Consider the following 23,209-nt stretch of genomic DNA (forward strand, 5'->3'; position numbering starts at 1 on the left):
GCATGAAAGCAGCGGCGAAAACGCAGAAACCAAAACGTCAGGAAGAACATGCCAACTTTATCAGTTGGCGTTTTGCGTTGTTATGCGGCTGTATTTTATTGGCACTGGCTTTCCTGCTGGGGCGCGTTGCCTGGTTGCAGGTAATCTCCCCGGATATGCTGGTGAAAGAGGGCGACATGCGCTCTCTTCGCGTTCAGCAAGTCTCCACCTCCCGCGGCATGATTACCGACCGTTCTGGTCGCCCGTTAGCAGTGAGTGTGCCAGTAAAAGCGATCTGGGCCGACCCGAAAGAAGTGCATGAAGCTGGTGGCATCAGCGTCGGTGACCGCTGGAAGGCGCTGGCTAACGCGCTCAATATTCCGCTGGATCAACTTTCCGCCCGTATTAATGCTAACCCGAAAGGGCGCTTTATCTATCTGGCGCGTCAGGTTAACCCTGACATGGCTGAATACATCAAAAAACTGAAGCTGCCGGGGATTCATCTGCGCGAAGAATCTCGCCGTTACTACCCGTCTGGCGAAGTGACCGCTCACCTCATTGGCTTTACCAACGTTGATAGCCAGGGGATTGAGGGCGTCGAGAAAAGTTTTGATAAATGGCTTACCGGGCAACCGGGCGAACGTATTGTGCGTAAAGACCGCTATGGCCGTGTAATCGAAGATATTTCTTCTACCGACAGCCAGGCTGCGCACAACCTGGCATTGAGTATTGATGAACGCCTGCAGGCGCTGGTTTACCGCGAACTGAACAACGCCGTGGCCTTTAACAAGGCTGAATCCGGCAGCGCCGTGCTGGTGGATGTCAACACCGGCGAAGTGCTGGCGATGGCCAACAGCCCGTCTTACAACCCCAACAATCTGAGTGGCACGCCAAAAGAGGCGATGCGTAACCGTACCATTACCGACGTGTTTGAACCGGGCTCTACTGTCAAACCGATGGTGGTGATGACCGCGTTGCAACGTGGTGTGGTGCGGGAAAACTCGGTGCTTAATACCGTGCCTTATCGAATTAACGGCCACGAAATTAAAGACGTGGCGCGCTATAGCGAATTAACCCTGACCGGGGTATTACAGAAGTCGAGTAACGTCGGTGTTTCCAAGCTGGCGTTAGCGATGCCGTCCTCAGCGTTAGTAGATACTTACTCACGTTTTGGGTTGGGAAAAGCGACCAATTTGGGGTTGGTCGGAGAACGCAGTGGCTTATATCCTCAAAAACAACGGTGGTCTGACATAGAGAGGGCCACCTTCTCTTTCGGCTACGGGCTAATGGTGACACCGTTACAGTTAGCGCGAGTCTACGCAACCATTGGCAGCTATGGTATCTATCGCCCGCTGTCGATTACCAAGGTTGACCCCCCGGTTCCTGGTGAACGTGTCTTCCCGGAATCCATTGTTCGCACCGTGGTGCATATGATGGAAAGCGTGGCGCTACCGGGCGGGGGTGGCGTGAAGGCGGCGATTAAAGGCTATCGTATCGCCATTAAAACCGGTACCGCGAAAAAGGTCGGGCCGGATGGTCGCTACATCAATAAATATATTGCTTATACCGCAGGCGTTGCGCCTGCGAGTCAGCCGCGCTTCGCGCTGGTTGTTGTTATTAACGATCCGCAGGCGGGTAAATACTACGGCGGCGCCGTTTCCGCGCCGGTCTTTGGTGCCATCATGGGCGGCGTATTGCGCACCATGAACATCGAACCGGATGCGCTGACAACGGGTGATAAAAACGAATTTGTGATTAATCAAGGCGAGGGGACAGGTGGCAGATCGTAATTTGCGCGACCTTCTTGCTCCGTGGGTGCCAAACGCACCTTCGCGAGCACTGCGAGAGATGACACTCGACAGCCGTGTGGCTGCGTCGGGCGATCTTTTTGTAGCTGTAGTAGGTCATCAGGCGGACGGGCGTCGATATATCCCGCAGGCGATAGCGCAAGGTGTGGCTGCCATTATTGCAGAGGCAAAAGATGAGGCGACCGATGGTGAAATCCGTGAAATGCACGGCGTACCGGTCATCTATCTCAGCCAGCTCAATGAGCGTTTATCAGCGCTGGCGGGCCGCTTTTACCATGAACCCTCTGACAATTTACGTCTCGTGGGCGTAACGGGCACCAACGGCAAAACCACCACTACCCAGCTTCTGGCGCAGTGGAGTCAGTTGCTTGGTGAAACCAGCGCGGTGATGGGGACCGTAGGTAACGGCCTGCTGGGTAAAGTTATTCCGACGGAAAACACGACCGGTTCGGCAGTCGACGTTCAGCATGAGCTGGCGGGGCTGGTGGATCAGGGCGCGACTTTTTGCGCAATGGAAGTTTCCTCCCACGGGCTGGTACAGCACCGTGTGGCGGCATTGAAATTTGCGGCGTCGGTCTTTACCAACTTAAGCCGCGATCACCTTGATTATCACGGTGATATGGAACATTACGAAGCCGCAAAATGGCTGCTTTACTCCGAACATCATTGCGGTCAGGCGATAGTCAACGCCGATGACGAAGTAGGCCGTCGCTGGCTGGCAAAACTGCCGGATGCAGTTGCGGTGTCGATGGAAGACCATATCAATCTGAACTGTCATGGCCGCTGGTTGAAAGCGACCGACGTGAACTATCACGACAGCGGCGCAACCATTCGCTTTAGCTCAAGCTGGGGCGATGGGGAAATTGAAAGTCGCCTGATGGGCGCTTTTAACGTCAGCAACTTGCTGCTCGCGCTGGCGACGCTGTTGGCACTGGGGTATCCGCTGGCTGACCTGCTTAAAACCGCCGCGCGTCTGCAGCCGGTTTGCGGACGTATGGAAGTGTTTACTGCACCGGGCAAACCGACGGTGGTTGTGGATTATGCTCACACCCCGGATGCACTGGAAAAAGCCTTGCAGGCTGCACGACTTCACTGTGCAGGCAAGCTGTGGTGCGTCTTCGGCTGTGGCGGCGATCGTGATAAAGGCAAGCGTCCACTGATGGGGGCGATTGCTGAAGAGTTTGCCGACGTGGCGGTAGTAACTGACGATAACCCGCGTACCGAAGAACCGCGCGCCATCATCAACGATATTCTGGCGGGAATGTTAGATGCCGGACATGCCAAAGTGATGGAAGGTCGTGCCGAAGCGGTGACTTGCGCCGTTATGCAGGCTAAAGAGAACGATGTGGTGCTGGTCGCGGGCAAAGGCCATGAAGATTACCAGATTGTTGGCAATCAGCGCCTGGACTACTCCGATCGCGTCACGGTGGCGCGTTTGCTGGGGGTGATCGCATGATTAGCGTAACCCTTAGCCAACTTACCGATATTCTCAACGGTGAACTAAAAGGGGCGGATATCACCCTGGATGCCGTAACGACTGACACGCGGAAACTGACGCCAGGCTGTCTGTTTGTTGCCCTGAAAGGCGAACGTTTCGATGCCCACGATTTTGCCGACCAGGCGAAAGCTGGGGGCGCAGGCGCGCTCCTGGTCAGCCGTCCACTGGATATCGACCTGCCGCAGTTAATCGTTAAAGACACGCGTCTGGCATTTGGTGAACTGGCTGCATGGGTTCGCCAGCAAGTTCCGGCGCGCGTGGTTGCTCTGACCGGTTCCTCCGGTAAAACCTCCGTTAAAGAGATGACTGCGGCGATTTTAAGCCAGTGCGGCAATACGCTTTATACCGCGGGCAATCTCAACAACGACATCGGCGTGCCAATGACGCTGCTGCGCTTAACGCCGGAATACGATTACGCAGTTATTGAACTTGGCGCGAACCATCAGGGCGAAATTGCCTGGACTGTGAGTCTGACTCGCCCGGAAGCGGCGCTGGTCAACAACCTGGCGGCGGCGCATCTGGAAGGTTTCGGCTCGCTTGCTGGTGTCGCGAAAGCGAAAGGCGAAATCTTTACCGGCCTGCCGGAAAACGGTATCGCCATTATGAATGCCGACAACAACGACTGGCTGAACTGGCAGAGCGTAATTGGCTCACGCAAAGTGTGGCGTTTCTCACCGAATGCCGCCAACAGCGATTTCACCGCCACCAATATCCATGTGACTTCGCACGGTACGGAATTTACGCTACAAACCCCAACGGGTAGCGTCGATGTTCTGCTGCCGTTGCCGGGGCGTCACAATATTGCGAATGCGCTGGCAGCCGCCGCGCTCTCCATGTCCGTGGGCGCAACGCTTGATGCTATCAAAGCGGGGCTGGCGAATCTGAAAGCCGTTCCCGGGCGTCTGTTCCCGATTCAACTGGCGGAAAACCAGTTGTTGCTCGACGACTCCTACAACGCCAATGTCGGTTCAATGACCGCAGCAGTCCAGGTACTGGCTGAAATGCCTGGCTACCGCGTGCTGGTGGTGGGCGATATGGCGGAACTGGGCGCTGAAAGCGAAGCCTGCCATGTACAGGTGGGCGAAGCGGCGAAGGCGGCTGGTATTGACCGCGTGTTAAGCGTGGGTAAACAAAGCCATGTTATCAGCACCGCCAGCGGCGTTGGCGAACATTTTGCTGATAAATCCGCGTTAATTGCGCGTCTTAAATCACTGATTGCAGAGCAACAGGTGATTACGATTTTAGTTAAGGGTTCACGTAGTGCCGCCATGGAAGAGGTGGTACGCGCTTTACAGGAGAATGGGACATGCTAGTTTGGCTGGCCGAACATTTGGTCAAATATTATTCCGGCTTTAACGTCTTTTCCTATCTGACGTTTCGCGCCATCGTCAGCCTGCTGACCGCGCTGTTTATCTCATTGTGGATGGGCCCGCGTATGATTGCCCATTTGCAAAAACTCTCCTTTGGTCAGGTCGTTCGTAACGATGGCCCGGAATCGCACTTTAGTAAGCGCGGTACGCCGACCATGGGCGGGATAATGATCCTGACGGCGATAGTGATCTCCGTACTGCTGTGGGCTTATCCCGCTAACCCATATGTCTGGTGCGTACTTGTGGTGCTGGTGGGTTACGGCATCATTGGTTTTGTCGACGACTATCGCAAAGTGGTGCGTAAAGACACCAAGGGCCTGATTGCGCGCTGGAAGTATTTCTGGATGTCGGTGATCGCGCTGGGCGTCGCCTTTGCGCTGTATCTTGCCGGGAAAGACACGCCAGCAACGCAGCTGGTGGTGCCGTTCTTTAAAGATGTGATGCCGCAGCTGGGGCTGTTCTACATCCTGCTGGCTTACTTCGTCATTGTTGGTACCGGTAATGCGGTAAACCTGACCGATGGCCTCGACGGGCTGGCGATTATGCCGACCGTATTTGTCGCCGGTGGTTTTGCGCTGGTGGCGTGGGCAACCGGCAATATGAACTTTGCCAGCTACTTGCATATACCGTATCTGCGGCACGCCGGGGAACTGGTTATTGTCTGCACCGCGATAGTCGGGGCAGGGCTGGGCTTCTTGTGGTTTAACACCTATCCGGCGCAGGTCTTTATGGGCGATGTCGGTTCGCTGGCATTAGGCGGCGCGCTGGGCATTATCGCTGTGCTGCTGCGTCAGGAATTCCTGCTGGTGATTATGGGCGGTGTGTTTGTGGTTGAAACCCTGTCGGTTATTTTGCAGGTCGGCTCCTTTAAACTGCGCGGGCAACGTATTTTCCGCATGGCGCCGATTCATCACCACTATGAACTGAAAGGTTGGCCGGAACCGCGCGTCATTGTGCGCTTCTGGATTATTTCGCTGATGCTGGTCCTGATTGGTCTGGCAACGCTGAAGGTACGTTAATCATGGCTGATTACCAGGGTAAAAATGTCGTTATTATCGGCCTGGGCCTCACCGGGCTTTCCTGCGTGGACTTTTTCCTTGCTCGCGGCGTGACGCCGCGCGTTATGGATACACGTATGACACCGCCTGGCCTGGATAAATTACCCGAAGCGGTGGAACGTCACACTGGCGGTCTTAATGACGCGTGGCTGATGGCAGCCGATCTGATCGTCGCCAGCCCTGGTATTGCGCTGGCGCATCCATCTTTAAGCGCCGCTGCCGATGCCGGAATTGAAATTGTTGGCGATATCGAACTGTTCTGCCGCGAAGCGCAGGCACCGATTGTGGCGATCACCGGTTCTAACGGCAAAAGCACTGTCACCACTTTAGTGGGCGAAATGGCGAAAGCAGCAGGTGTTAACGTCGGCGTGGGGGGCAACATTGGCCTGCCTGCGTTGATGCTGCTGGATGCCGAGTGCGAACTGTACGTGCTGGAACTGTCGAGCTTCCAGCTGGAAACCACCTCCAGCTTACAGGCGGTGGCAGCGACCATTCTGAACGTGACTGAAGATCATATGGATCGCTATCCGTTTGGATTGCAGCAATATCGTGCGGCAAAGCTGCGTATTTACGAAAATGCGAAAGTTTGTGTCGTCAATGCCGATGATGCCTTAACGATGCCGATTCGCGGTGCGGATGAACGCTGCGTCAGCTTTGGCGTCAACATGGGTGACTATCACCTGAATCATCAGCAGGGCGAAACCTGGCTGCGGGTGAAAGGCGAGAAAGTGTTGAACGTGAAAGAGATGAAACTTTCCGGGCAACACAACTATACCAATGCGCTGGCAGCGCTGGCGCTGGCTGATGCCGCAGGGTTACCGCGCGCCAGCAGCCTGAAAGCGTTAACCACGTTCACTGGTCTGCCGCATCGTTTTGAAGTGGTGCTGGAGCATAACGGCGTGCGCTGGATTAACGATTCGAAAGCCACCAACGTCGGGAGTACAGAGGCGGCGCTGAACGGCTTGCAGGTAGACGGTACGCTGCATTTATTGCTGGGCGGTGATGGCAAATCGGCGGATTTCAGTCCACTGGCGCGCTATCTGAATGGCGACAACGTGCGTTTGTACTGTTTTGGTCGTGATGGCGCCCAGTTAGCGGCGCTGCGCCCGGAAGTGGCAGAGCAAACCGAAACCATGGAGCAGGCGATGCTCTTGCTGGCGCCACGCGTGCAGCCAGGGGATATGGTGCTGTTGTCACCAGCCTGTGCCAGCCTCGATCAGTTCAAGAACTTTGAACAACGGGGCAATGAGTTCGCCCGTCTGGCGAAGGAGTTAGGTTGATGCGTTTATCTCTCCCTCGCCTGAAAATGCCGCGCCTGCCAGGACTCAGTATCCTGGTCTGGATCTCCACGGCGCTTAAAGGCTGGGTGATGGGCTCGCGGGAAAAAGATACCGACAGCCTGATCATGTACGATCGCACCTTGCTGTGGCTGACCTTCGGCCTCGCGGCGATCGGCTTTATCATGGTGACTTCGGCGTCAATGCCCATTGGGCAGCGCTTAACCAACGATCCGTTTTTCTTCGCGAAGCGTGATGGCGTCTATCTGATCCTGGCATTCATTCTGGCGATCATTACGCTGCGTCTGCCGATGGAGTTCTGGCAACGTTACAGCGCCACGATGCTGCTTGGATCAATCATCCTGCTGATGATCGTGCTGGTGGTAGGTAGCTCAGTTAAAGGGGCATCACGTTGGATCGATCTCGGCCTGCTGCGTATTCAGCCTGCGGAGTTGACCAAGCTGTCGCTGTTTTGTTACATCGCCAACTATCTGGTGCGCAAAGGCGACGAAGTACGTAACAACCTGCGCGGCTTCCTGAAACCGATGGGCGTAATTCTGGTGCTGGCAGTGTTACTGCTGGCACAGCCAGACCTTGGTACAGTAGTCGTATTGTTCGTCACCACACTGGCGATGCTGTTCCTGGCGGGGGCAAAATTGTGGCAGTTCATTGCCATTATCGGCATGGGGATTTCAGCGGTCGTGCTGCTGATCCTCGCCGAACCGTACCGTATCCGCCGTGTTACTGCGTTCTGGAACCCGTGGGAAGATCCCTTCGGTAGCGGCTATCAGTTAACGCAATCCCTGATGGCGTTTGGTCGTGGCGAATTGTGGGGGCAAGGTTTAGGCAATTCGGTACAAAAACTGGAGTATCTGCCAGAAGCTCACACTGACTTCATTTTCGCCATTATCGGCGAAGAACTGGGGTATATCGGTGTGGTGCTGGCGCTTTTAATGGTATTCTTCGTCGCTTTTCGCGCGATGTCGATTGGCCGTAAAGCGTTAGAAATTGACCACCGTTTTTCCGGTTTTCTCGCCTGTTCAATTGGTATCTGGTTTAGCTTCCAGGCGCTGGTTAACGTAGGCGCGGCAGCGGGGATGTTGCCAACTAAAGGTCTGACATTGCCGCTGATCAGTTACGGTGGTTCGAGCTTACTGATTATGTCGACAGCCATCATGATGCTGTTACGTATTGATTATGAAACACGTCTGGAGAAAGCGCAGGCGTTTGTACGAGGTTCTCGATGAGTGGTAAAGGGAAGCGATTAATGGTGATGGCAGGCGGTACTGGCGGGCACGTGTTCCCGGGACTGGCTGTTGCGCACCATTTAATGGCCCAGGGGTGGCAAGTTCGCTGGCTGGGTACTGCCGATCGTATGGAAGCGGACTTAGTGCCGAAGCACGGTATCGAGATCGACTTTATTCGTATTTCTGGTCTGCGCGGCAAGGGTATTAAAGCGTTGCTCGCGGCCCCGCTGCGGATCTTTAACGCCTGGCGTCAGGCGCGGGCGATTATGAAAGCTTACAAGCCCGATGTGGTGCTCGGTATGGGCGGCTATGTTTCCGGGCCTGGTGGTCTGGCAGCATGGTCGTTAGGCATTCCGGTCGTACTTCACGAACAAAACGGCATTGCTGGCTTGACCAATAAATGGCTGGCGAAAATTGCTACCAAAGTGATGCAGGCGTTTCCGGGGGCTTTCCCTGATGCCGAAGTTGTTGGTAACCCGGTGCGTACTGATGTGCTGGCGCTGCCGTTGCCACAGCAGCGTATGGCTGGTCGTGAAGGTCCGGTTCGTGTTCTGGTTGTGGGTGGTTCCCAGGGAGCGCGCATCCTTAACCAGACAATGCCGCAGGTTGCAGCAAAGCTGGGTGATTCAGTCACTATCTGGCATCAGAGCGGCAAAGGTTCGCAACAAACCGTTGAACAGGCTTATGCCGAAGCGGGGCAACCGCAGCATAAAGTGACGGAATTTATTGATGATATGGCGGCGGCCTATGCGTGGGCGGATGTCGTCGTTTGCCGTTCTGGCGCGTTGACGGTGAGTGAAATCGCTGCGGCAGGGCTACCTGCGTTGTTTGTGCCGTTTCAACATAAAGACCGCCAACAGTACTGGAATGCGCTGCCGCTGGAAAAAGCGGGCGCAGCCAAAATTATCGAGCAGCCGCAGCTTACTGTGGATGCCGTCGCCAACACCCTGGCCGGGTGGTCGCGAGAAACCTTATTAACCATGGCAGAACGCGCCCGAGCTGCATCCATTCCGGATGCCACCGAGCGAGTGGCAAATGAAGTGAGCCGGGCTGCCCGGGCGTAATCGTAGCGATGCCTTTTGCATCGTATGAATTTGAGAAGTTAATGGCGTAAAGAATGAATACACAACAATTGGCAAAACTGCGTTCCATCGTGCCTGAAATGCGTCGCGTTCGGCACATACACTTTGTCGGCATCGGTGGTGCCGGTATGGGCGGTATTGCCGAAGTTCTGGCCAATGAAGGGTATCAGATCAGTGGTTCCGATTTAGCGCCAAACCCAGTCACGCAACAGCTAACGAACCTGGGAGCGACGATTTACTTCAACCATCGCCCGGAAAACGTGCGTGATGCCAGTGTGGTCGTAGTTTCCAGCGCGATTTCCGCCGATAACCCGGAAATTGTTGCCGCTCATGAGGCACGTATTCCGGTTATTCGTCGTGCTGAAATGCTGGCTGAGTTAATGCGTTTTCGTCATGGCATCGCCATTGCCGGGACGCATGGCAAAACCACAACCACCGCGATGGTTTCCAGCATCTACGCAGAAGCGGGCCTCGACCCGACCTTCGTGAACGGTGGGCTGGTAAAAGCGGCGGGTGTTCATGCACGTTTAGGCCACGGTCGTTACCTGATTGCTGAAGCTGATGAAAGCGATGCGTCGTTCCTGCATCTGCAACCGATGGTAGCGATTGTCACTAATATCGAAGCCGACCATATGGATACCTACCAGGGCGACTTTGAGAATTTAAAACAGACTTTTATTAATTTTCTGCACAACCTGCCGTTTTACGGTCGTGCGGTGATGTGTGTTGACGATCCGGTAATTCGCGAATTGTTACCGCGTGTAGGCCGTCAAACCACCACTTATGGCTTCAGCGAAGATGCTGACGTGCGTGTGGAAGATTATCAGCAGATTGGCCCGCAGGGGCACTTTACGCTGCTGCGTCAGGACAAAGAGCCAATGCGCGTTACACTGAATGCGCCAGGTCGTCACAATGCCCTGAATGCTGCCGCTGCCGTTGCGGTCGCCACGGAAGAGGGGATTGAAGACGAGGCTATTTTGCGTGCGCTGGAGAGTTTCCAGGGGACCGGACGCCGCTTTGATTTCCTTGGTGAATTTCCATTGGAACCTGTGAATGGTAAAAGCGGTACGGCAATGCTGGTTGATGACTATGGTCACCACCCGACCGAGGTGGACGCCACTATTAAAGCGGCGCGAGCAGGTTGGCCGGATAAAAACCTGGTGATGCTGTTTCAGCCGCACCGTTTCACCCGTACGCGCGACCTGTATGATGATTTTGCCAATGTGCTGACTCAGGTGGATACCCTGCTGATGCTGGAAGTGTATCCGGCAGGCGAAGCGCCTATTCCGGGAGCGGACAGTCGTTCGTTGTGTCGTACAATCCGTGGCCGTGGGAAAATTGATCCGATTCTGGTGCCGGACCCGGCGCAGGTGGCCGAGATGTTAGCACCAGTATTAACTGGTAACGACCTGATCCTCGTTCAGGGGGCAGGAAATATCGGAAAAATTGCCCGATCTTTAGCTGAAATCAAACTGAAGCCGCAAACTACAGAGGAAGAGCGACATGACTGATAAAATCGCGGTCCTGTTGGGCGGGACCTCCGCAGAGCGGGAAGTTTCTCTGAATTCTGGCGCGGCAGTGTTAGCTGGGCTGCGTGAAGGCGGTATTGACGCGTATCCTGTCGACCCGAAAGAAATCGACGTAACGCAACTGAAGTCGATGGGCTTTCAGAAAGTGTTTATCGCTCTGCACGGTCGCGGTGGTGAAGATGGCACGCTGCAGGGTATGCTCGAGCTGATGGGCTTGCCTTATACCGGCAGTGGAGTGATGGCATCTGCGCTTTCAATGGATAAACTACGCAGCAAACTGCTTTGGCAGGGGGCTGGTTTACCGGTAGCGCCGTGGGTAGCATTAACCCGCGCAGAGTTTGAAAAAGGCATTAGTGATAAGCAGTTAGCAGAAATTTCTGCCTTAGGTTTGCCGCTTATCGTCAAGCCGAGCCGCGAAGGTTCCAGTGTGGGAATGTCAAAAGTAGTAGCAGAAAATGCTCTGCAAGATGCATTAAGATTGGCATTTCAGCACGATGAAGAAGTATTGATTGAAAAATGGCTAAGTGGGCCGGAGTTCACGGTTGCGATACTCGGTGAAGAAATTTTACCGTCAATACGTATTCAACCCGCTGGAACCTTCTATGATTATGAGGCGAAGTATCTCTCTGATGAGACACAGTATTTCTGCCCGGCAGGTTTAGAAGTGGCTCAAGAGGCAAATTTGCAGGCATTAGTGCTGAAAGCATGGACGACTTTAGGATGCAAAGGATGGGGACGTATAGACGTCATGCTGGACAGCGATGGACAGTTTTATCTGCTGGAAGCTAATACCTCACCGGGTATGACCAGTCACAGTCTGGTGCCGATGGCGGCACGTCAGGCGGGTATGAGCTTCTCGCAGTTGGTAGTACGAATTCTGGAACTGGCGGACTAATATGTCGCAGGCTGCTCTGAACACGCGAAACAGTGAAGAAGAGATTTCTTCTCACCGCAATAATGGAACGCGTCTGGCGGGGATCCTTTTCCTGCTGACCGTTTTAACGACAGTGTTGGTGAGCGGCTGGGTCGTGTTGGGCTGGATGGAAGATGCGCAACGCCTGCCGCTCTCAAAGCTGGTGTTGACCGGTGAACGCCATTACACGCGTAATGACGATATCCGGCAGTCGATCCTGGCATTGGGTGAGCCAGGTACCTTTATGACCCAGGATGTAAATATCATCCAGACGCAAATTGAACAACGCCTGCCGTGGATTAAGCAGGTGAGCGTCAGAAAGCAGTGGCCTGATGAATTGAAGATTCATCTGGTTGAATATGTGCCGATTGCGCGTTGGAATGATCAGCATATGGTTGACGCTGAAGGAAACACCTTCAGCGTTCCGCCAGATCGCACCAGCAAGCAGGTGCTCCCAATGTTGTATGGTCCGGAAGGCAGCGCAAATGAAGTGTTGCAGGGCTATCGCGAAATGGGGCAGATGCTGGCAAAGGACAGATTTACTCTGAAGGAAGCGGCGATGACCGCGCGGCGCTCCTGGCAGTTGACGCTGAATAACGATATTAAGCTCAATCTTGGCCGGGGCGATACGATGAAACGTTTGGCTCGCTTTGTAGAACTTTATCCGGTTTTACAGCAGCAGGCGCAAACCGATGGCAAACGGATTAGCTACGTTGATTTGCGTTATGACTCTGGTGCGGCAGTCGGCTGGGCGCCCTTGCCGCCAGAGGAATCTACTCAGCAACAAAATCAGGCACAGGCAGAACAACAATGATCAAGGCGACGGACAGAAAACTGGTAGTAGGACTGGAGATTGGTACCGCGAAGGTTGCCGCTTTAGTAGGGGAAGTTCTGCCCGACGGTATGGTCAATATCATTGGTGTGGGCAGCTGCCCGTCACGTGGTATGGATAAAGGCGGGGTGAACGACCTCGAATCCGTGGTCAAGTGCGTACAGCGCGCCATTGACCAGGCAGAATTGATGGCAGATTGTCAGATCTCTTCGGTATATCTGGCGCTTTCTGGTAAGCACATCAGCTGCCAGAATGAAATTGGTATGGTGCCTATTTCTGAAGAAGAAGTGACACAAGAAGATGTAGAAAATGTCGTCCATACCGCGAAATCGGTGCGCGTGCGTGATGAACATCGTGTGCTGCATGTGATCCCGCAAGAGTATGCGATTGACTATCAGGAAGGGATCAAAAATCCGGTAGGACTTTCTGGCGTGCGTATGCAGGCAAAAGTGCACCTGATCACATGTCACAACGATATGGCAAAAAACATTGTGAAAGCCGTTGAACGTTGTGGCCTGAAAGTTGACCAACTGATATTTGCCGGACTGGCATCAAGTTATTCGGTATTGACGGAAGACGAACGAGAACTGGGCGTCTGCGTCGTCGATATCGGTGGTGGTACAATGGATATCGCCGTTTATACTGGCGGGGCATTGCGTCACACCAAGGTAATTCCTTATGCTGGCAATGTCGTGACCAGTGATATCGCTTATGCCTTTGGCACACCGCCAAGCGACGCCGAAGCGATTAAAGTTCGTCATGGCTGCGCGCTGGGTTCCATCGTCGGTAAAGACGAGAGCGTGGAAGTGCCGAGTGTAGGTGGTCGTCCGCCGCGTAGTCTGCAACGTCAGACGCTGGCGGAGGTGATTGAGCCGCGCTATACCGAGCTGCTCAACCTGGTCAACGAAGAGATATTGCAGCTGCAGGAAAAGCTTCGCCAACAAGGCGTAAAGCATCACCTGGCTGCGGGTATTGTATTAACCGGTGGCGCGGCGCAGATCGAAGGTCTTGCCGCCTGCGCTCAACGCGTGTTTCATACGCAGGTGCGTATCGGCGCGCCGCTGAATATCACCGGTTTAACGGATTACGCTCAGGAGCCGTATTATTCAACGGCAGTGGGATTGCTTCATTACGGGAAAGAGTCACATCTTAACGGTGAAGCGGAAGTTGAAAAACGTGTTACAGCATCTGTTGGCTCGTGGATCAAGCGACTCAATAGTTGGCTGCGAAAAGAATTTTAATTTTTATGAGGCCGGCGGTGATTACGGCCTCAGGCGACAGGCACATATCGGAGAGAAACTATGTTTGAACCAATGGAACTTACCAACGACGCGGTGATTAAAGTCATCGGCGTCGGCGGCGGCGGCGGTAATGCTGTTGAACACATGGTGCGTGAGCGCATTGAAGGTGTTGAATTTTTCGCGGTAAATACCGATGCACAGGCGCTGCGTAAAACAGCGGTTGGGCAGACGATTCAGATCGGTAGTGGTATCACCAAAGGACTGGGAGCTGGCGCTAATCCAGAAGTTGGCCGTAATGCGGCTGATGAGGATCGTGATGCACTGCGTGCGGCGCTGGAAGGTGCAGACATGGTCTTTATTGCAGCGGGCATGGGCGGTGGTACCGGTACAGGTGCTGCGCCGGTTGTTGCTGAAGTGGCTAAAGATTTAGGTATTCTGACCGTTGCTGTCGTGACCAAGCCTTTCAACTTTGAAGGCAAGAAGCGTATGGCATTTGCGGAGCAGGGGATCACTGAATTATCCAAACATGTGGACTCACTGATCACAATCCCGAACGACAAACTGCTGAAAGTTCTGGGCCGCGGTATCTCCCTGCTGGATGCGTTTGGCGCAGCTAACGATGTGCTGAAAGGCGCTGTTCAGGGTATCGCCGAGCTGATTACTCGTCCGGGTCTGATGAACGTGGACTTTGCAGACGTACGTACTGTGATGTCTGAAATGGGCTACGCAATGATGGGTTCTGGCGTGGCGAGCGGTGAAGACCGTGCGGAAGAAGCGGCCGAAATGGCAATTTCTTCTCCGCTGCTGGAAGATATCGACCTGTCTGGCGCGCGCGGCGTGCTGGTTAACATCACTGCGGGCTTCGACCTGCGTCTGGATGAGTTCGAAACCGTAGGTAACACCATCCGTGCATTTGCTTCGGACAACGCGACTGTGGTTATCGGTACTTCTCTTGACCCGGATATGAACGATGAACTGCGCGTAACCGTGGTTGCTACAGGTATCGGTATGGACAAACGTCCTGAAATCACTCTCGTGACCAATAAGCAAGTTCAACAGCCAGTGATGGATCGCTACCAGCAGCATGGTATGGCGCCGCTGACGCAAGAGCAGAAGCCCGTGGCCAAAGTGGTGAACGACAATACGCCACAAACCGTGAAAGAGCCGGATTATCTGGATATCCCGGCATTCCTGCGTAAGCAAGCTGACTAAGAATTAGCTGGAATTTGGGTTGCGAGGCTCTTTGTGCTAAACTGGCCTGCCGAATGTATAGTACACTTCGGTTGGATAGATAATTTGGCGAGATAATACGATGATCAAACAAAGGACACTTAAACGTATCGTTCAGGCGACGGGTGTCGGTTTACATACCGGCAAGAAAGTCACCCTGACCTTACGCCCTGCGCCGGCCAACACCGGGGTCATCTATCGTCGCACCGACTTGAATCCACCGGTAGATTTCCCGGCCGATGCCAAATCTGTGCGTGATACCATGCTCTGTACGTGTCTGGTCAACGAGCATGATGTACGGATTTCAACTGTTGAGCACCTGAACGCAGCGCTCGCGGGCTTAGGCATCGATAACATTGTTATCGAAGTTAACGCGCCGGAAATCCCAATCATGGACGGCAGTGCCGCTCCGTTTGTTTACCTGCTGCTTGATGCTGGTATCGACGAGCTGAACTGCGCCAAGAAATTTGTTCGTATCAAAGAGACTGTTCGCGTCGAAGATGGCGATAAGTGGGCTGAATTTAAGCCGTACAATGGTTTTTCGCTGGACTTCACCATCGATTTCAACCATCCGGCAATCGATTCCAGCAATCAACGCTATGCGATGAACTTCTCTGCTGATGCGTTTATGCGCCAGATCAGCCGTGCGCGTACGTTTGGTTTCATGCGTGATATCGAATATCTGCAGTCCCGTGGCCTGTGCCTGGGCGGCAGCTTCGATTGTGCCATCGTTGTTGACGATTATCGCGTACTGAACGAAGACGGCCTGCGTTTTGAAGACGAGTTTGTGCGTCACAAAATGCTCGACGCGATCGGTGATTTGTTCATGTGTGGTCACAACATTATCGGCGCATTTACCGCTTATAAATCCGGTCATGCACTGAATAACAAACTGTTGCAGGCTGTCTTGGCGAAACAGGAAGCCTGGGAATATGTGACCTTCCAGGACGACGCAGAACTGCCGTTGGCCTTCAAAGCGCCTTCAGCCGTACTGGCATAACGACATCTATACTGTCGTATAAAATTCGACTGGCAAATCTGGCACTCTCTCCGGCCAGGTGACCCAGTCGTTTTTTTTTGATTTTTTACAGCGTCGTAAGAAATCGGTGCGAACGCTGTTTTCTTAAGCACTTTTACGTGTTACTTATCTTGAATACTGCTGTGGACTTCTGGCTTTAATGATAAGATTTGTGCGCTAAAAACGTTGAATACGATCGGGATGGCAATAACGTGAGTGGAATACTGACGCGCTGGCGACAGTTAGGTAGACGCTACTTCTGGCCGCATCTCTTATTAGGGATGGTCGCGGCGAGTTTAGGTTTGCCTGCGCTCAGCAACGCCGCCGAGCCAAACGCGCCCGCAAAAGCGACAACGCGCAATCACGAGCCTTCCGCCAAAGTTAACTTTAGTCAGTTGGCCTTGCTGGAAGCAAACACACGCCGCCCGAACTCGAACTATTCCGTTGATTACTGGCATCAACATGCTATTCGCACGGTAATCCGCCATCTCTCCTTTGCAATGGCGCCGCAAACGCTGCCCGTTGCCGAGGAATCTTTACCGCTTCAGGCGCAACATCTTGCTTTACTGGATACGCTCAGCGCGCTGCTGACCCAGGAAGGCACGCGGTCTGAAAATGGTTATCGCATTGATTATGCGCATTTTACTCCTCAAGCAAACTTCAGCACGCCCGTCTGGATAAGCCAGGCGCAGGGCATCCGTGCTGGCCCTCAACGCCTCAGCTAACAACGAGAAACCTTTACTTCATTTTATTTACTCCGCAATGCGGGGTGTTTGAGATTTTATTATGCTAATCAAATTATTAACTAAAGTTTTCGGTAGTCGTAACGATCGTACCCTGCGCCGGATGCGCAAAGTCGTCAACATTATCAATGCCATGGAACCGGAGATTGAAAAACTCTCCGACGAAGAACTGAAAGGAAAAACGGCAGAGTTCCGCGCGCGTCTGGAAAAAGGCGAAGTGCTGGAAAACTTGATTCCGGAAGCCTTCGCTGTCGTGCGTGAAGCCAGTAAGCGTGTTTTTGGCATGCGCCACTTCGACGTACAGCTGCTCGGCGGTATGGTTCTTAATGAACGTTGCATCGCGGAAATGCGTACAGGTGAAGGTAAAACCCTGACCGCAACGCTGCCTGCTTACCTGAACGCATTAACCGGTAAAGGCGTGCACGTTGTTACCGTCAACGATTACCTGGCGCAACGTGACGCCGAAAACAACCGTCCGCTGTTTGAATTCCTCGGCTTGACCGTCGGCATCAACCTGCCGGGCATGCCAGCACCGGCAAAGCGTGAAGCTTACGCGGCTGACATTACTTACGGTACGAACAACGAATACGGCTTTGACTACCTGCGCGACAACATGGCGTTCAGCCCTGAAGAACGTGTACAGCGTAAACTGCACTATGCGCTGGTGGACGAAGTGGACTCCATCCTGATCGATGAAGCGCGTACACCTCTGATCATTTCCGGCCCGGCGGAAGACAGTTCGGAAATGTATAAGCGTGTAAACAAAATCATTCCGTACCTGATCCGTCAGGAAAAAGAAGACTCCGAAACCTTCCAGGGCGAAGGCCACTTCTCGGTGGATGAAAAATCTCGCCAGGTGAACCTGACCGAACGTGGTCTGGTGCTTATTGAAGAGCTGCTGGTGAAAGAAGGTATTATGGATGAAGGTGAGTCGCTGTACTCTCCGGCCAATATTATGCTGATGCACCACGTAACGGCGGCGCTGCGTGCTCACGCGCTGTTTACCCGCGACGTCGATTACATCGTTAAAGATGGTGAAGTTATCATCGTTGACGAACATACCGGTCGTACCATGCAGGGCCGTCGCTGGTCTGATGGTCTGCACCAGGCTGTGGAAGCAAAAGAGGGTGTACAGATTCAGAACGAAAACCAGACACTGGCTTCGATCACCTTCCAGAACTACTTCCGTCTGTATGAAAAACTGGCGGGGATGACCGGTACGGCTGATACCGAAGCCTTCGAATTCAGTTCCATCTACAAGCTGGATACTGTAGTCGTTCCGACCAACCGCCCGATGATTCGTAAAGATCTGCCGGATCTGGTCTACATGACCGAAGCGGAAAAAATTCAGGCGATCATTGAAGATATCAAAGAACGTACTGCGAAAGGCCAGCCAGTGCTGGTGGGTACTATTTCAATCGAGAAATCGGAACTGGTATCAAACGAGCTGACCAAAGCCGGTATCAAACACAACGTTCTGAACGCTAAATTCCACGCCAACGAAGCGGCAATCGTTGCTCAGGCGGGCTATCCGGCTGCAGTGACCATCGCGACCAACATGGCGGGTCGTGGTACTGACATCGTGCTTGGTGGTAGCTGGCAGGCAGAAGTTGCCGCGCTGGAAAACCCGACCGCTGAGCAAATTGAAAAAATTAAAGCCGACTGGCAGGTGCGTCACGACGCTGTACTGGAAGCAGGTGGCCTGCATATCATCGGCACTGAGCGTCACGAATCTCGTCGTATCGATAACCAGCTGCGTGGCCGTTCTGGTCGTCAGGGTGATGCCGGTTCTTCCCGTTTCTACCTGTCGATGGAAGATGCGCTGATGCGTATTTTTGCTTCCGACCGAGTATCCGGCATGATGCGTAAACTGGGTATGAAACCCGGTGAAGCCATTGAGCATCCGTGGGTAACTAAAGCAATTGCCAATGCTCAGCGTAAAGTTGAAAGCCGTAACTTCGACATTCGTAAACAGCTGCTGGAATACGATGACGTAGCTAACGATCAGCGTCGTGCCATATACTCCCAGCGTAACGAACTGCTGGATGTCAGCGATGTGAGCGAAACCATCAACAGCATTCGTGAAGATGTGTTCAAAGCAACCATCGATGCCTACATTCCGCCACAGTCACTGGAAGAAATGTGGGACATTCCAGGTTTGCAAGAACGTCTGAAAAACGACTTCGACCTTGATTTGCCGATTGCCGAGTGGCTGGACAAAGAGCCAGAACTGCATGAAGAGACGCTGCGTGAGCGTATCCTGGAGCAGTCCATCGAAGTGTATCACCGTAAAGAAGAAGTGGTTGGCGCTGAGATGATGCGTCACTTCGAGAAAGGGGTGATGCTGCAAACGCTGGACTCCCTGTGGAAAGAGCACCTGGCGGCGATGGACTATCTGCGTCAGGGTATCCACCTGCGTGGCTATGCACAGAAAGATCCGAAGCAGGAATACAAACGTGAATCGTTCTCCATGTTTGCGGCGATGCTGGAATCGTTGAAATATGAAGTCATCAGCACGTTAAGCAAAGTACAAGTACGCATGCCGGAAGAAGTTGAAGAGCTGGAGCAGCAGCGTCGTATGGAAGCTGAGCGTTTAGCGCAAATGCAGCAGCTTAGCCATCAGGATGACGACTCTGCAGCCGCAGCTGCGCTGGCAGCGCAAACCGGCGATCGTAAAGTTGGACGTAACGATCCTTGCCCATGCGGTTCTGGTAAAAAATACAAGCAGTGCCATGGCCGCCTGCAATAAAAGCTAAGTGTTGAAATAAAAGGCGCAGGATTCTGCGCCTTTTTTATAGGCTTAAGACAATGAAAAAACTGCAAATCGCGGTAGGTATTATTCGCAACGAAAACAACGAAATCTTTATAACCCGTCGCGCCGCAGATGCGCACATGGCAAATAAGCTGGAGTTTCCGGGCGGTAAAATAGAAACGGGAGAAACGGCAGAACAAGCGATGGTACGGGAGCTTCAGGAAGAAGTCGGGGTTACCCCGCAACGTTTTTCGCTGTTTGAAAAGCTGGAATATCAGTTCTCTGACAGGCATATCACACTGTGGTTCTGGTTGGTCGAAAGCTGGGAAGGAGAACCGTGGGGGAAAGAGGGACAGCCTGGTGAGTGGATGGCGCTGGCCAGCCTCGATGCAGAAGATTTTCCGCCAGCCAATGAACCGGTAATTGCGAAGCTTAAGTGTCTGGAGGTCGGATAAGGCGTTTACGCCGCATCCGACATTTACACACGATGCCTGATGCGACGCTGGCGCGTCTTATCAGGCCTACGAAGTTTATTAACTCGTTGATAAATTAGATTTTGTAGGTCGGATAAGGCGTTTAAGCCGCATCCGACATTTACACACGATGCCTGATGCGGCGCTGGCGCGTCTTATCAGGCCTAAGAGGTTTATTAACCCATTGATAAATTAGATTTTGTAGGTCGGATAAGGCGTTTACGCCGCATCCGACATTTGCACAAGATGCCTGATGCGACGCTGACTGTGTCTTATCAGGCCTACGTGCGGCATCGGACAAATGTCACTGCTTTGGCTCTTCGCTCCAGTCATCGCTCTCAGAAAGATCGCCACTGCTGGGGATTCGTTTTTCTTCAGCAGCCCATTCTCCGAGGTCGATCAACTGGCAGCGTTTGGAACAAAATGGCCGAAATGGGCTGACTTCACCCCATACCACCGTTTTCCCGCAGGTGGGGCAATTCACCGTAATAGTTTCTGACATTTTTACTCCTTAGCAACAAGCCAGTTCGAAATCCAGACGTTCCGGTACTTGTCCATTTTCACTGTCCAGCGGCATAAAGCGAATCGCAAAACGGCTCTTATGACCGGATATTTGCGGGTAAAGCTGTGAATCGAGTGCCAGATTCAGGCGTAACAAATCGGCGTCTTCGCCGTTATCCTGATAAAAACCGTTCAGACTGGTCAGTTTGCGGAACGGTGCCGACTGACGAATCAAATCCAACACCATTGTAAGTGCCTGCGCCAGCGGGCTCAGGCTGGCAATCCAGGTTTCTACCTGACTGTCGCGCTGCGACTGGGGTAAATGCAACCAGATATGCAACGTAGGTAAATCAAAGCTGCAACAACCGCCGGGAATGCTCAGACGCTGGCGCACCAGGGCAATCATCCTGTCTTCACGCAGAAATTGCCCGATACGCGGCGCGGAAATCAGCACGCTACCTGTGGCCTTCAACTGCTGAATTAATGCTTCAATACGGGTCTGGTCCACGCCAGGCACACCAATCCAGGTCTGGAGTTTACGCTGTTGACGTTCCAGCTCTTTCAGTAGTTCGGTACGAACTTCTCCACGCTCGAACACATCCAGCAATTCACTAACATTACGGAAGAAATGCAGAGCACCAGCGTAGTCAGCAATAGGCAAATTTACGGTGAGTTGTTGAATTAAAAACTCAATGCGCAGCCATGTACGCATTTTTTCATTTAGTGGATGTTCAAAAAGGACCTGGGTCTGCATTAAGTTTTTTCCTGTGAGACAAACTGCGACGCGAGCTGCAAATAGTGTGCGTGCAGGCGGGCAACATCTGGTGCAATAGCATCTGGTGTGCCGTTATTATCAATGACGTCATCTGCCACCGCAAGACGGGCTTCGCGCGTTGCCTGGGCAGCAAGAATTTGTTCGACATGCTCGCGAGTAACATCATCGCGCTGCATGGTGCGCTTAAGCTGCGTTTCTGGGCTGACATCCACCACCAGCACTCGATTCGCTTTTTTATACAGTGAGTTTTCTACCAGCAATGGCACAACCCATAACACATAAGGTGACGTTGCTTGCTGGATCTGGCGTTGCGTCTCCTGCTGAATCAGAGGATGCAGCAGGGCATTAAGCCAGTTTTTCTCTTCCGGATAGGCAAAGATCCGCTCGCGCAAGGCGCGACGTTGCAATGTTCCATCAGCAGCAATCATATCCGCGCCAAAGTGTTCAGCAATGGCACGCAGTGCAGGTGTACCCGGTTCAACCACCTGACGTGCAATAATATCGGCATCAATGACATTAATTCCGAGGTCAGCAAATGCATTTGCAACGGTACTCTTGCCACTGCCAATGCCGCCTGTTAAGGCAACTGTATACCTCATAATATATATTCCTGGGAATTCATCATGATTATCAAAATGTTAATAAAGAGCGCGCGAAAGCGAAATTGATGAAATGTTCGCCCACTATTTACCAGGTAAATTTATGGGATTGTAGCGTAAAAAAAGACAATTTCGCAGTCTTGCGCCATATCGATTAGTGCGTATGATAGCGTCACTGGAGTTGCGCTCTTACCCTTACAGCCATTAACCCCAGGAATCTGCACATGCGTATCGAAGAAGATCTGAAGTTAGGTTTTAAAGACGTTCTCATCCGCCCTAAACGCTCTACTCTTAAAAGCCGTTCCGATGTTGAACTGGAACGTCAATTCACCTTCAAACATTCAGGTCAAAGCTGGTCCGGCGTGCCGATTATCGCCGCAAATATGGACACCGTAGGCACTTTTAGTATGGCTACGGCACTGGCTTCTTTCGATATTTTGACCGCTGTACATAAACATTACTCTGTTGAAGAGTGGCAAGCGTTTATCAACAATTCTTCTGCTGATGTGCTGAAACATGTGATGGTTTCTACCGGCACGTCGGATGCCGATTTCGAAAAAACCAAACAAATTCTCGACCTGAACCCGGCGTTAAACTTCGTTTGTATTGATGTTGCGAATGGATATTCTGAGCACTTCGTGCAGTTTGTGGCGAAGGCGCGTGAAGCGTGGCCGACCAAAACTATTTGTGCAGGCAATGTGGTAACTGGCGAAATGTGTGAGGAGCTTATCCTCTCCGGTGCCGATATCGTTAAAGTTGGCATTGGTCCTGGCTCTGTTTGTACAACTCGCGTGAAAACGGGCGTCGGTTATCCGCAGCTTTCTGCGGTGATCGAATGCGCCGATGCCGCGCACGGTCTGGGCGGGATGATCGTCAGCGATGGCGGCTGTACCACACCGGGCGATGTGGCTAAAGCTTTTGGTGGCGGTGCCGATTTCGTAATGCTTGGCGGAATGCTGGCTGGTCACGAAGAGAGCGGCGGCCGTATTGTTGAAGAGAACGGCGAGAAATTTATGCTGTTCTACGGTATGAGCTCCGAGTCTGCGATGAAACGTCACGTTGGCGGCGTTGCGGAATATCGCGCTGCAGAAGGTAAAACCGTTAAGCTGCCACTGCGAGGCCCGGTTGAAAATACCGCGCGTGATATTTTAGGCGGTCTGCGTTCAGCCTGCACTTACGTTGGGGCTTCACGCCTGAAAGAGCTGACCAAACGCACCACGTTTATCCGCGTACTGGAACAAGAAAACCGCATCTTCAATAATCTGTAATCTCCCAATGCTGGCG

Annotated in this window: 20 protein-coding genes; 17 read left to right on the top strand and 3 right to left on the bottom strand. The window is 53.0% G+C overall.

Annotated features, from left to right (window positions below; genetic code table 11):
* Window positions 1-2 precede the first annotated feature (2 nt).
* From ftsI to mutT, 16 genes are all read left to right on the top strand, one after another.
* On the top strand, window positions 3-1,769 hold the full coding sequence (gene ftsI, locus D9734_RS01705; RefSeq protein ID WP_000642222.1) for a peptidoglycan glycosyltransferase FtsI: 1,767 nt from the start codon (window positions 3-5) through the stop codon (window positions 1,767-1,769).
* Window positions 1,756-3,243, top strand: coding sequence for a UDP-N-acetylmuramoyl-L-alanyl-D-glutamate--2,6-diaminopimelate ligase (gene murE / locus D9734_RS01710; RefSeq protein ID WP_130204912.1), 1,488 nt, complete (start codon window positions 1,756-1,758; stop codon window positions 3,241-3,243). Before ftsI ends, murE begins: the two co-directional genes overlap by 14 nt.
* Entirely contained in the window at window positions 3,240-4,598 is a 1,359-nt protein-coding gene (gene murF, locus D9734_RS01715) for a UDP-N-acetylmuramoyl-tripeptide--D-alanyl-D-alanine ligase (RefSeq protein ID WP_130204914.1), read from the top strand. The genes murE and murF overlap by 4 nt, the downstream gene beginning before the upstream one ends.
* Complete coding sequence (gene mraY / locus D9734_RS01720) at window positions 4,592-5,674, top strand: phospho-N-acetylmuramoyl-pentapeptide-transferase (RefSeq protein ID WP_094337176.1); 1,083 nt, start codon at window positions 4,592-4,594, stop codon at window positions 5,672-5,674. Before murF ends, mraY begins: the two co-directional genes overlap by 7 nt.
* 2 nt (window positions 5,675-5,676) lie before the next feature.
* Complete coding sequence (gene murD, locus D9734_RS01725; protein WP_130204916.1) at window positions 5,677-6,993, top strand: UDP-N-acetylmuramoyl-L-alanine--D-glutamate ligase; 1,317 nt, start codon at window positions 5,677-5,679, stop codon at window positions 6,991-6,993.
* Window positions 6,993-8,237 (top strand): cell division protein FtsW, encoded by a 1,245-nt coding sequence (gene ftsW, locus D9734_RS01730; protein ID WP_130204918.1) that lies wholly within the window; start codon window positions 6,993-6,995, stop codon window positions 8,235-8,237. Before murD ends, ftsW begins: the two co-directional genes overlap by 1 nt.
* On the top strand, window positions 8,234-9,301 hold the full coding sequence (gene murG / locus D9734_RS01735; RefSeq protein WP_130204920.1) for an undecaprenyldiphospho-muramoylpentapeptide beta-N-acetylglucosaminyltransferase: 1,068 nt from the start codon (window positions 8,234-8,236) through the stop codon (window positions 9,299-9,301). Before ftsW ends, murG begins: the two co-directional genes overlap by 4 nt.
* A gap of 53 nt (window positions 9,302-9,354) precedes the next feature.
* Window positions 9,355-10,830, top strand: a complete 1,476-nt coding sequence (gene murC / locus D9734_RS01740) for a UDP-N-acetylmuramate--L-alanine ligase (protein WP_130204922.1) — start codon at window positions 9,355-9,357, stop codon at window positions 10,828-10,830.
* Window positions 10,823-11,743: a D-alanine--D-alanine ligase gene (gene ddlB, locus D9734_RS01745; RefSeq protein WP_130204924.1), complete on the top strand. Its 921-nt coding sequence runs from the start codon at window positions 10,823-10,825 to the stop codon at window positions 11,741-11,743. Before murC ends, ddlB begins: the two co-directional genes overlap by 8 nt.
* A gap of 1 nt (window position 11,744) precedes the next feature.
* Window positions 11,745-12,575 carry a cell division protein FtsQ gene (gene ftsQ / locus D9734_RS01750; protein WP_000075731.1) on the top strand — a complete coding sequence of 277 codons (831 nt, stop codon included), beginning with the start codon at window positions 11,745-11,747 and terminating at the stop codon, window positions 12,573-12,575.
* Window positions 12,572-13,834 (top strand): cell division protein FtsA, encoded by a 1,263-nt coding sequence (gene ftsA / locus D9734_RS01755; RefSeq protein WP_000588474.1) that lies wholly within the window; start codon window positions 12,572-12,574, stop codon window positions 13,832-13,834. Before ftsQ ends, ftsA begins: the two co-directional genes overlap by 4 nt.
* A gap of 60 nt (window positions 13,835-13,894) precedes the next feature.
* On the top strand, window positions 13,895-15,046 hold the full coding sequence (ftsZ, locus tag D9734_RS01760; protein ID WP_064525175.1) for a cell division protein FtsZ: 1,152 nt from the start codon (window positions 13,895-13,897) through the stop codon (window positions 15,044-15,046).
* Between the two features lie 100 nt (window positions 15,047-15,146).
* Window positions 15,147-16,064, top strand: coding sequence for a UDP-3-O-acyl-N-acetylglucosamine deacetylase (gene lpxC, locus D9734_RS01765; protein ID WP_000595482.1), 918 nt, complete (start codon window positions 15,147-15,149; stop codon window positions 16,062-16,064).
* Window positions 16,065-16,294: 230 nt separating this feature from the next.
* Window positions 16,295-16,807, top strand: coding sequence for a secA translation cis-regulator SecM (secM, locus tag D9734_RS01770; protein WP_130204926.1), 513 nt, complete (start codon window positions 16,295-16,297; stop codon window positions 16,805-16,807).
* 61 nt (window positions 16,808-16,868) lie between these two features.
* On the top strand, window positions 16,869-19,574 hold the full coding sequence (gene secA, locus D9734_RS01775) for a preprotein translocase subunit SecA (protein ID WP_130204928.1): 2,706 nt from the start codon (window positions 16,869-16,871) through the stop codon (window positions 19,572-19,574).
* 59 nt (window positions 19,575-19,633) lie between these two features.
* A complete protein-coding gene (mutT, locus tag D9734_RS01780) occupies window positions 19,634-20,032 on the top strand; it encodes an 8-oxo-dGTP diphosphatase MutT (RefSeq protein ID WP_130204930.1) in 399 nt (132 codons plus the stop codon).
* Window positions 20,033-20,354: 322 nt separating this feature from the next.
* Here the strand turns inward: mutT and yacG are convergent, their stop codons facing one another.
* From yacG to coaE, 3 genes are read right to left on the bottom strand one after another with little or no spacing between them, the layout of a single operon-like run.
* Window positions 20,355-20,552: a DNA gyrase inhibitor YacG gene (gene yacG / locus D9734_RS01785; RefSeq protein ID WP_000005046.1), complete on the bottom strand. Its 198-nt coding sequence runs from the start codon at window positions 20,550-20,552 to the stop codon at window positions 20,355-20,357.
* A gap of 9 nt (window positions 20,553-20,561) precedes the next feature.
* A complete protein-coding gene (zapD, locus tag D9734_RS01790; RefSeq protein ID WP_130204932.1) occupies window positions 20,562-21,305 on the bottom strand; it encodes a cell division protein ZapD in 744 nt (247 codons plus the stop codon).
* Complete coding sequence (coaE, locus tag D9734_RS01795) at window positions 21,305-21,925, bottom strand: dephospho-CoA kinase (RefSeq protein ID WP_130204934.1); 621 nt, start codon at window positions 21,923-21,925, stop codon at window positions 21,305-21,307. Before coaE ends, zapD begins: the two co-directional genes overlap by 1 nt.
* Window positions 21,926-22,149: 224 nt before the next feature.
* On the opposite strand from coaE, the gene guaC reads away from it, so the two are divergent.
* Window positions 22,150-23,193 (top strand): GMP reductase, encoded by a 1,044-nt coding sequence (gene guaC, locus D9734_RS01800; RefSeq protein ID WP_130204936.1) that lies wholly within the window; start codon window positions 22,150-22,152, stop codon window positions 23,191-23,193.
* Window positions 23,194-23,209: the final 16 nt, after the last annotated feature.

The organism is Escherichia sp. E14S1 (assembly GCF_004211995.1).
Classification (GTDB): domain Bacteria; phylum Pseudomonadota; class Gammaproteobacteria; order Enterobacterales; family Enterobacteriaceae; genus Escherichia.

Coding starts and splice junctions, on each gene's coding strand:
- ftsI (WP_000642222.1), top strand. CDS start 3: ATGAAAGCAGCGGCGAAAACGCAGAAACCAAAACGTCAGGAAGAACAT.
- murF (WP_130204914.1), top strand. CDS start 3,240: ATGATTAGCGTAACCCTTAGCCAACTTACCGATATTCTCAACGGTGAA.
- mraY (WP_094337176.1), top strand. CDS start 4,592: ATGCTAGTTTGGCTGGCCGAACATTTGGTCAAATATTATTCCGGCTTT.
- murD (WP_130204916.1), top strand. CDS start 5,677: ATGGCTGATTACCAGGGTAAAAATGTCGTTATTATCGGCCTGGGCCTC.
- ftsW (WP_130204918.1), top strand. CDS start 6,993: ATGCGTTTATCTCTCCCTCGCCTGAAAATGCCGCGCCTGCCAGGACTC.
- murG (WP_130204920.1), top strand. CDS start 8,234: ATGAGTGGTAAAGGGAAGCGATTAATGGTGATGGCAGGCGGTACTGGC.
- murC (WP_130204922.1), top strand. CDS start 9,355: ATGAATACACAACAATTGGCAAAACTGCGTTCCATCGTGCCTGAAATG.
- ddlB (WP_130204924.1), top strand. CDS start 10,823: ATGACTGATAAAATCGCGGTCCTGTTGGGCGGGACCTCCGCAGAGCGG.
- ftsQ (WP_000075731.1), top strand. CDS start 11,745: ATGTCGCAGGCTGCTCTGAACACGCGAAACAGTGAAGAAGAGATTTCT.
- ftsA (WP_000588474.1), top strand. CDS start 12,572: ATGATCAAGGCGACGGACAGAAAACTGGTAGTAGGACTGGAGATTGGT.
- ftsZ (WP_064525175.1), top strand. CDS start 13,895: ATGTTTGAACCAATGGAACTTACCAACGACGCGGTGATTAAAGTCATC.
- lpxC (WP_000595482.1), top strand. CDS start 15,147: ATGATCAAACAAAGGACACTTAAACGTATCGTTCAGGCGACGGGTGTC.
- secA (WP_130204928.1), top strand. CDS start 16,869: ATGCTAATCAAATTATTAACTAAAGTTTTCGGTAGTCGTAACGATCGT.
- mutT (WP_130204930.1), top strand. CDS start 19,634: ATGAAAAAACTGCAAATCGCGGTAGGTATTATTCGCAACGAAAACAAC.
- yacG (WP_000005046.1), bottom strand. CDS start 20,552: ATGTCAGAAACTATTACGGTGAATTGCCCCACCTGCGGGAAAACGGTG.
- zapD (WP_130204932.1), bottom strand. CDS start 21,305: ATGCAGACCCAGGTCCTTTTTGAACATCCACTAAATGAAAAAATGCGT.
- coaE (WP_130204934.1), bottom strand. CDS start 21,925: ATGAGGTATACAGTTGCCTTAACAGGCGGCATTGGCAGTGGCAAGAGT.
- guaC (WP_130204936.1), top strand. CDS start 22,150: ATGCGTATCGAAGAAGATCTGAAGTTAGGTTTTAAAGACGTTCTCATC.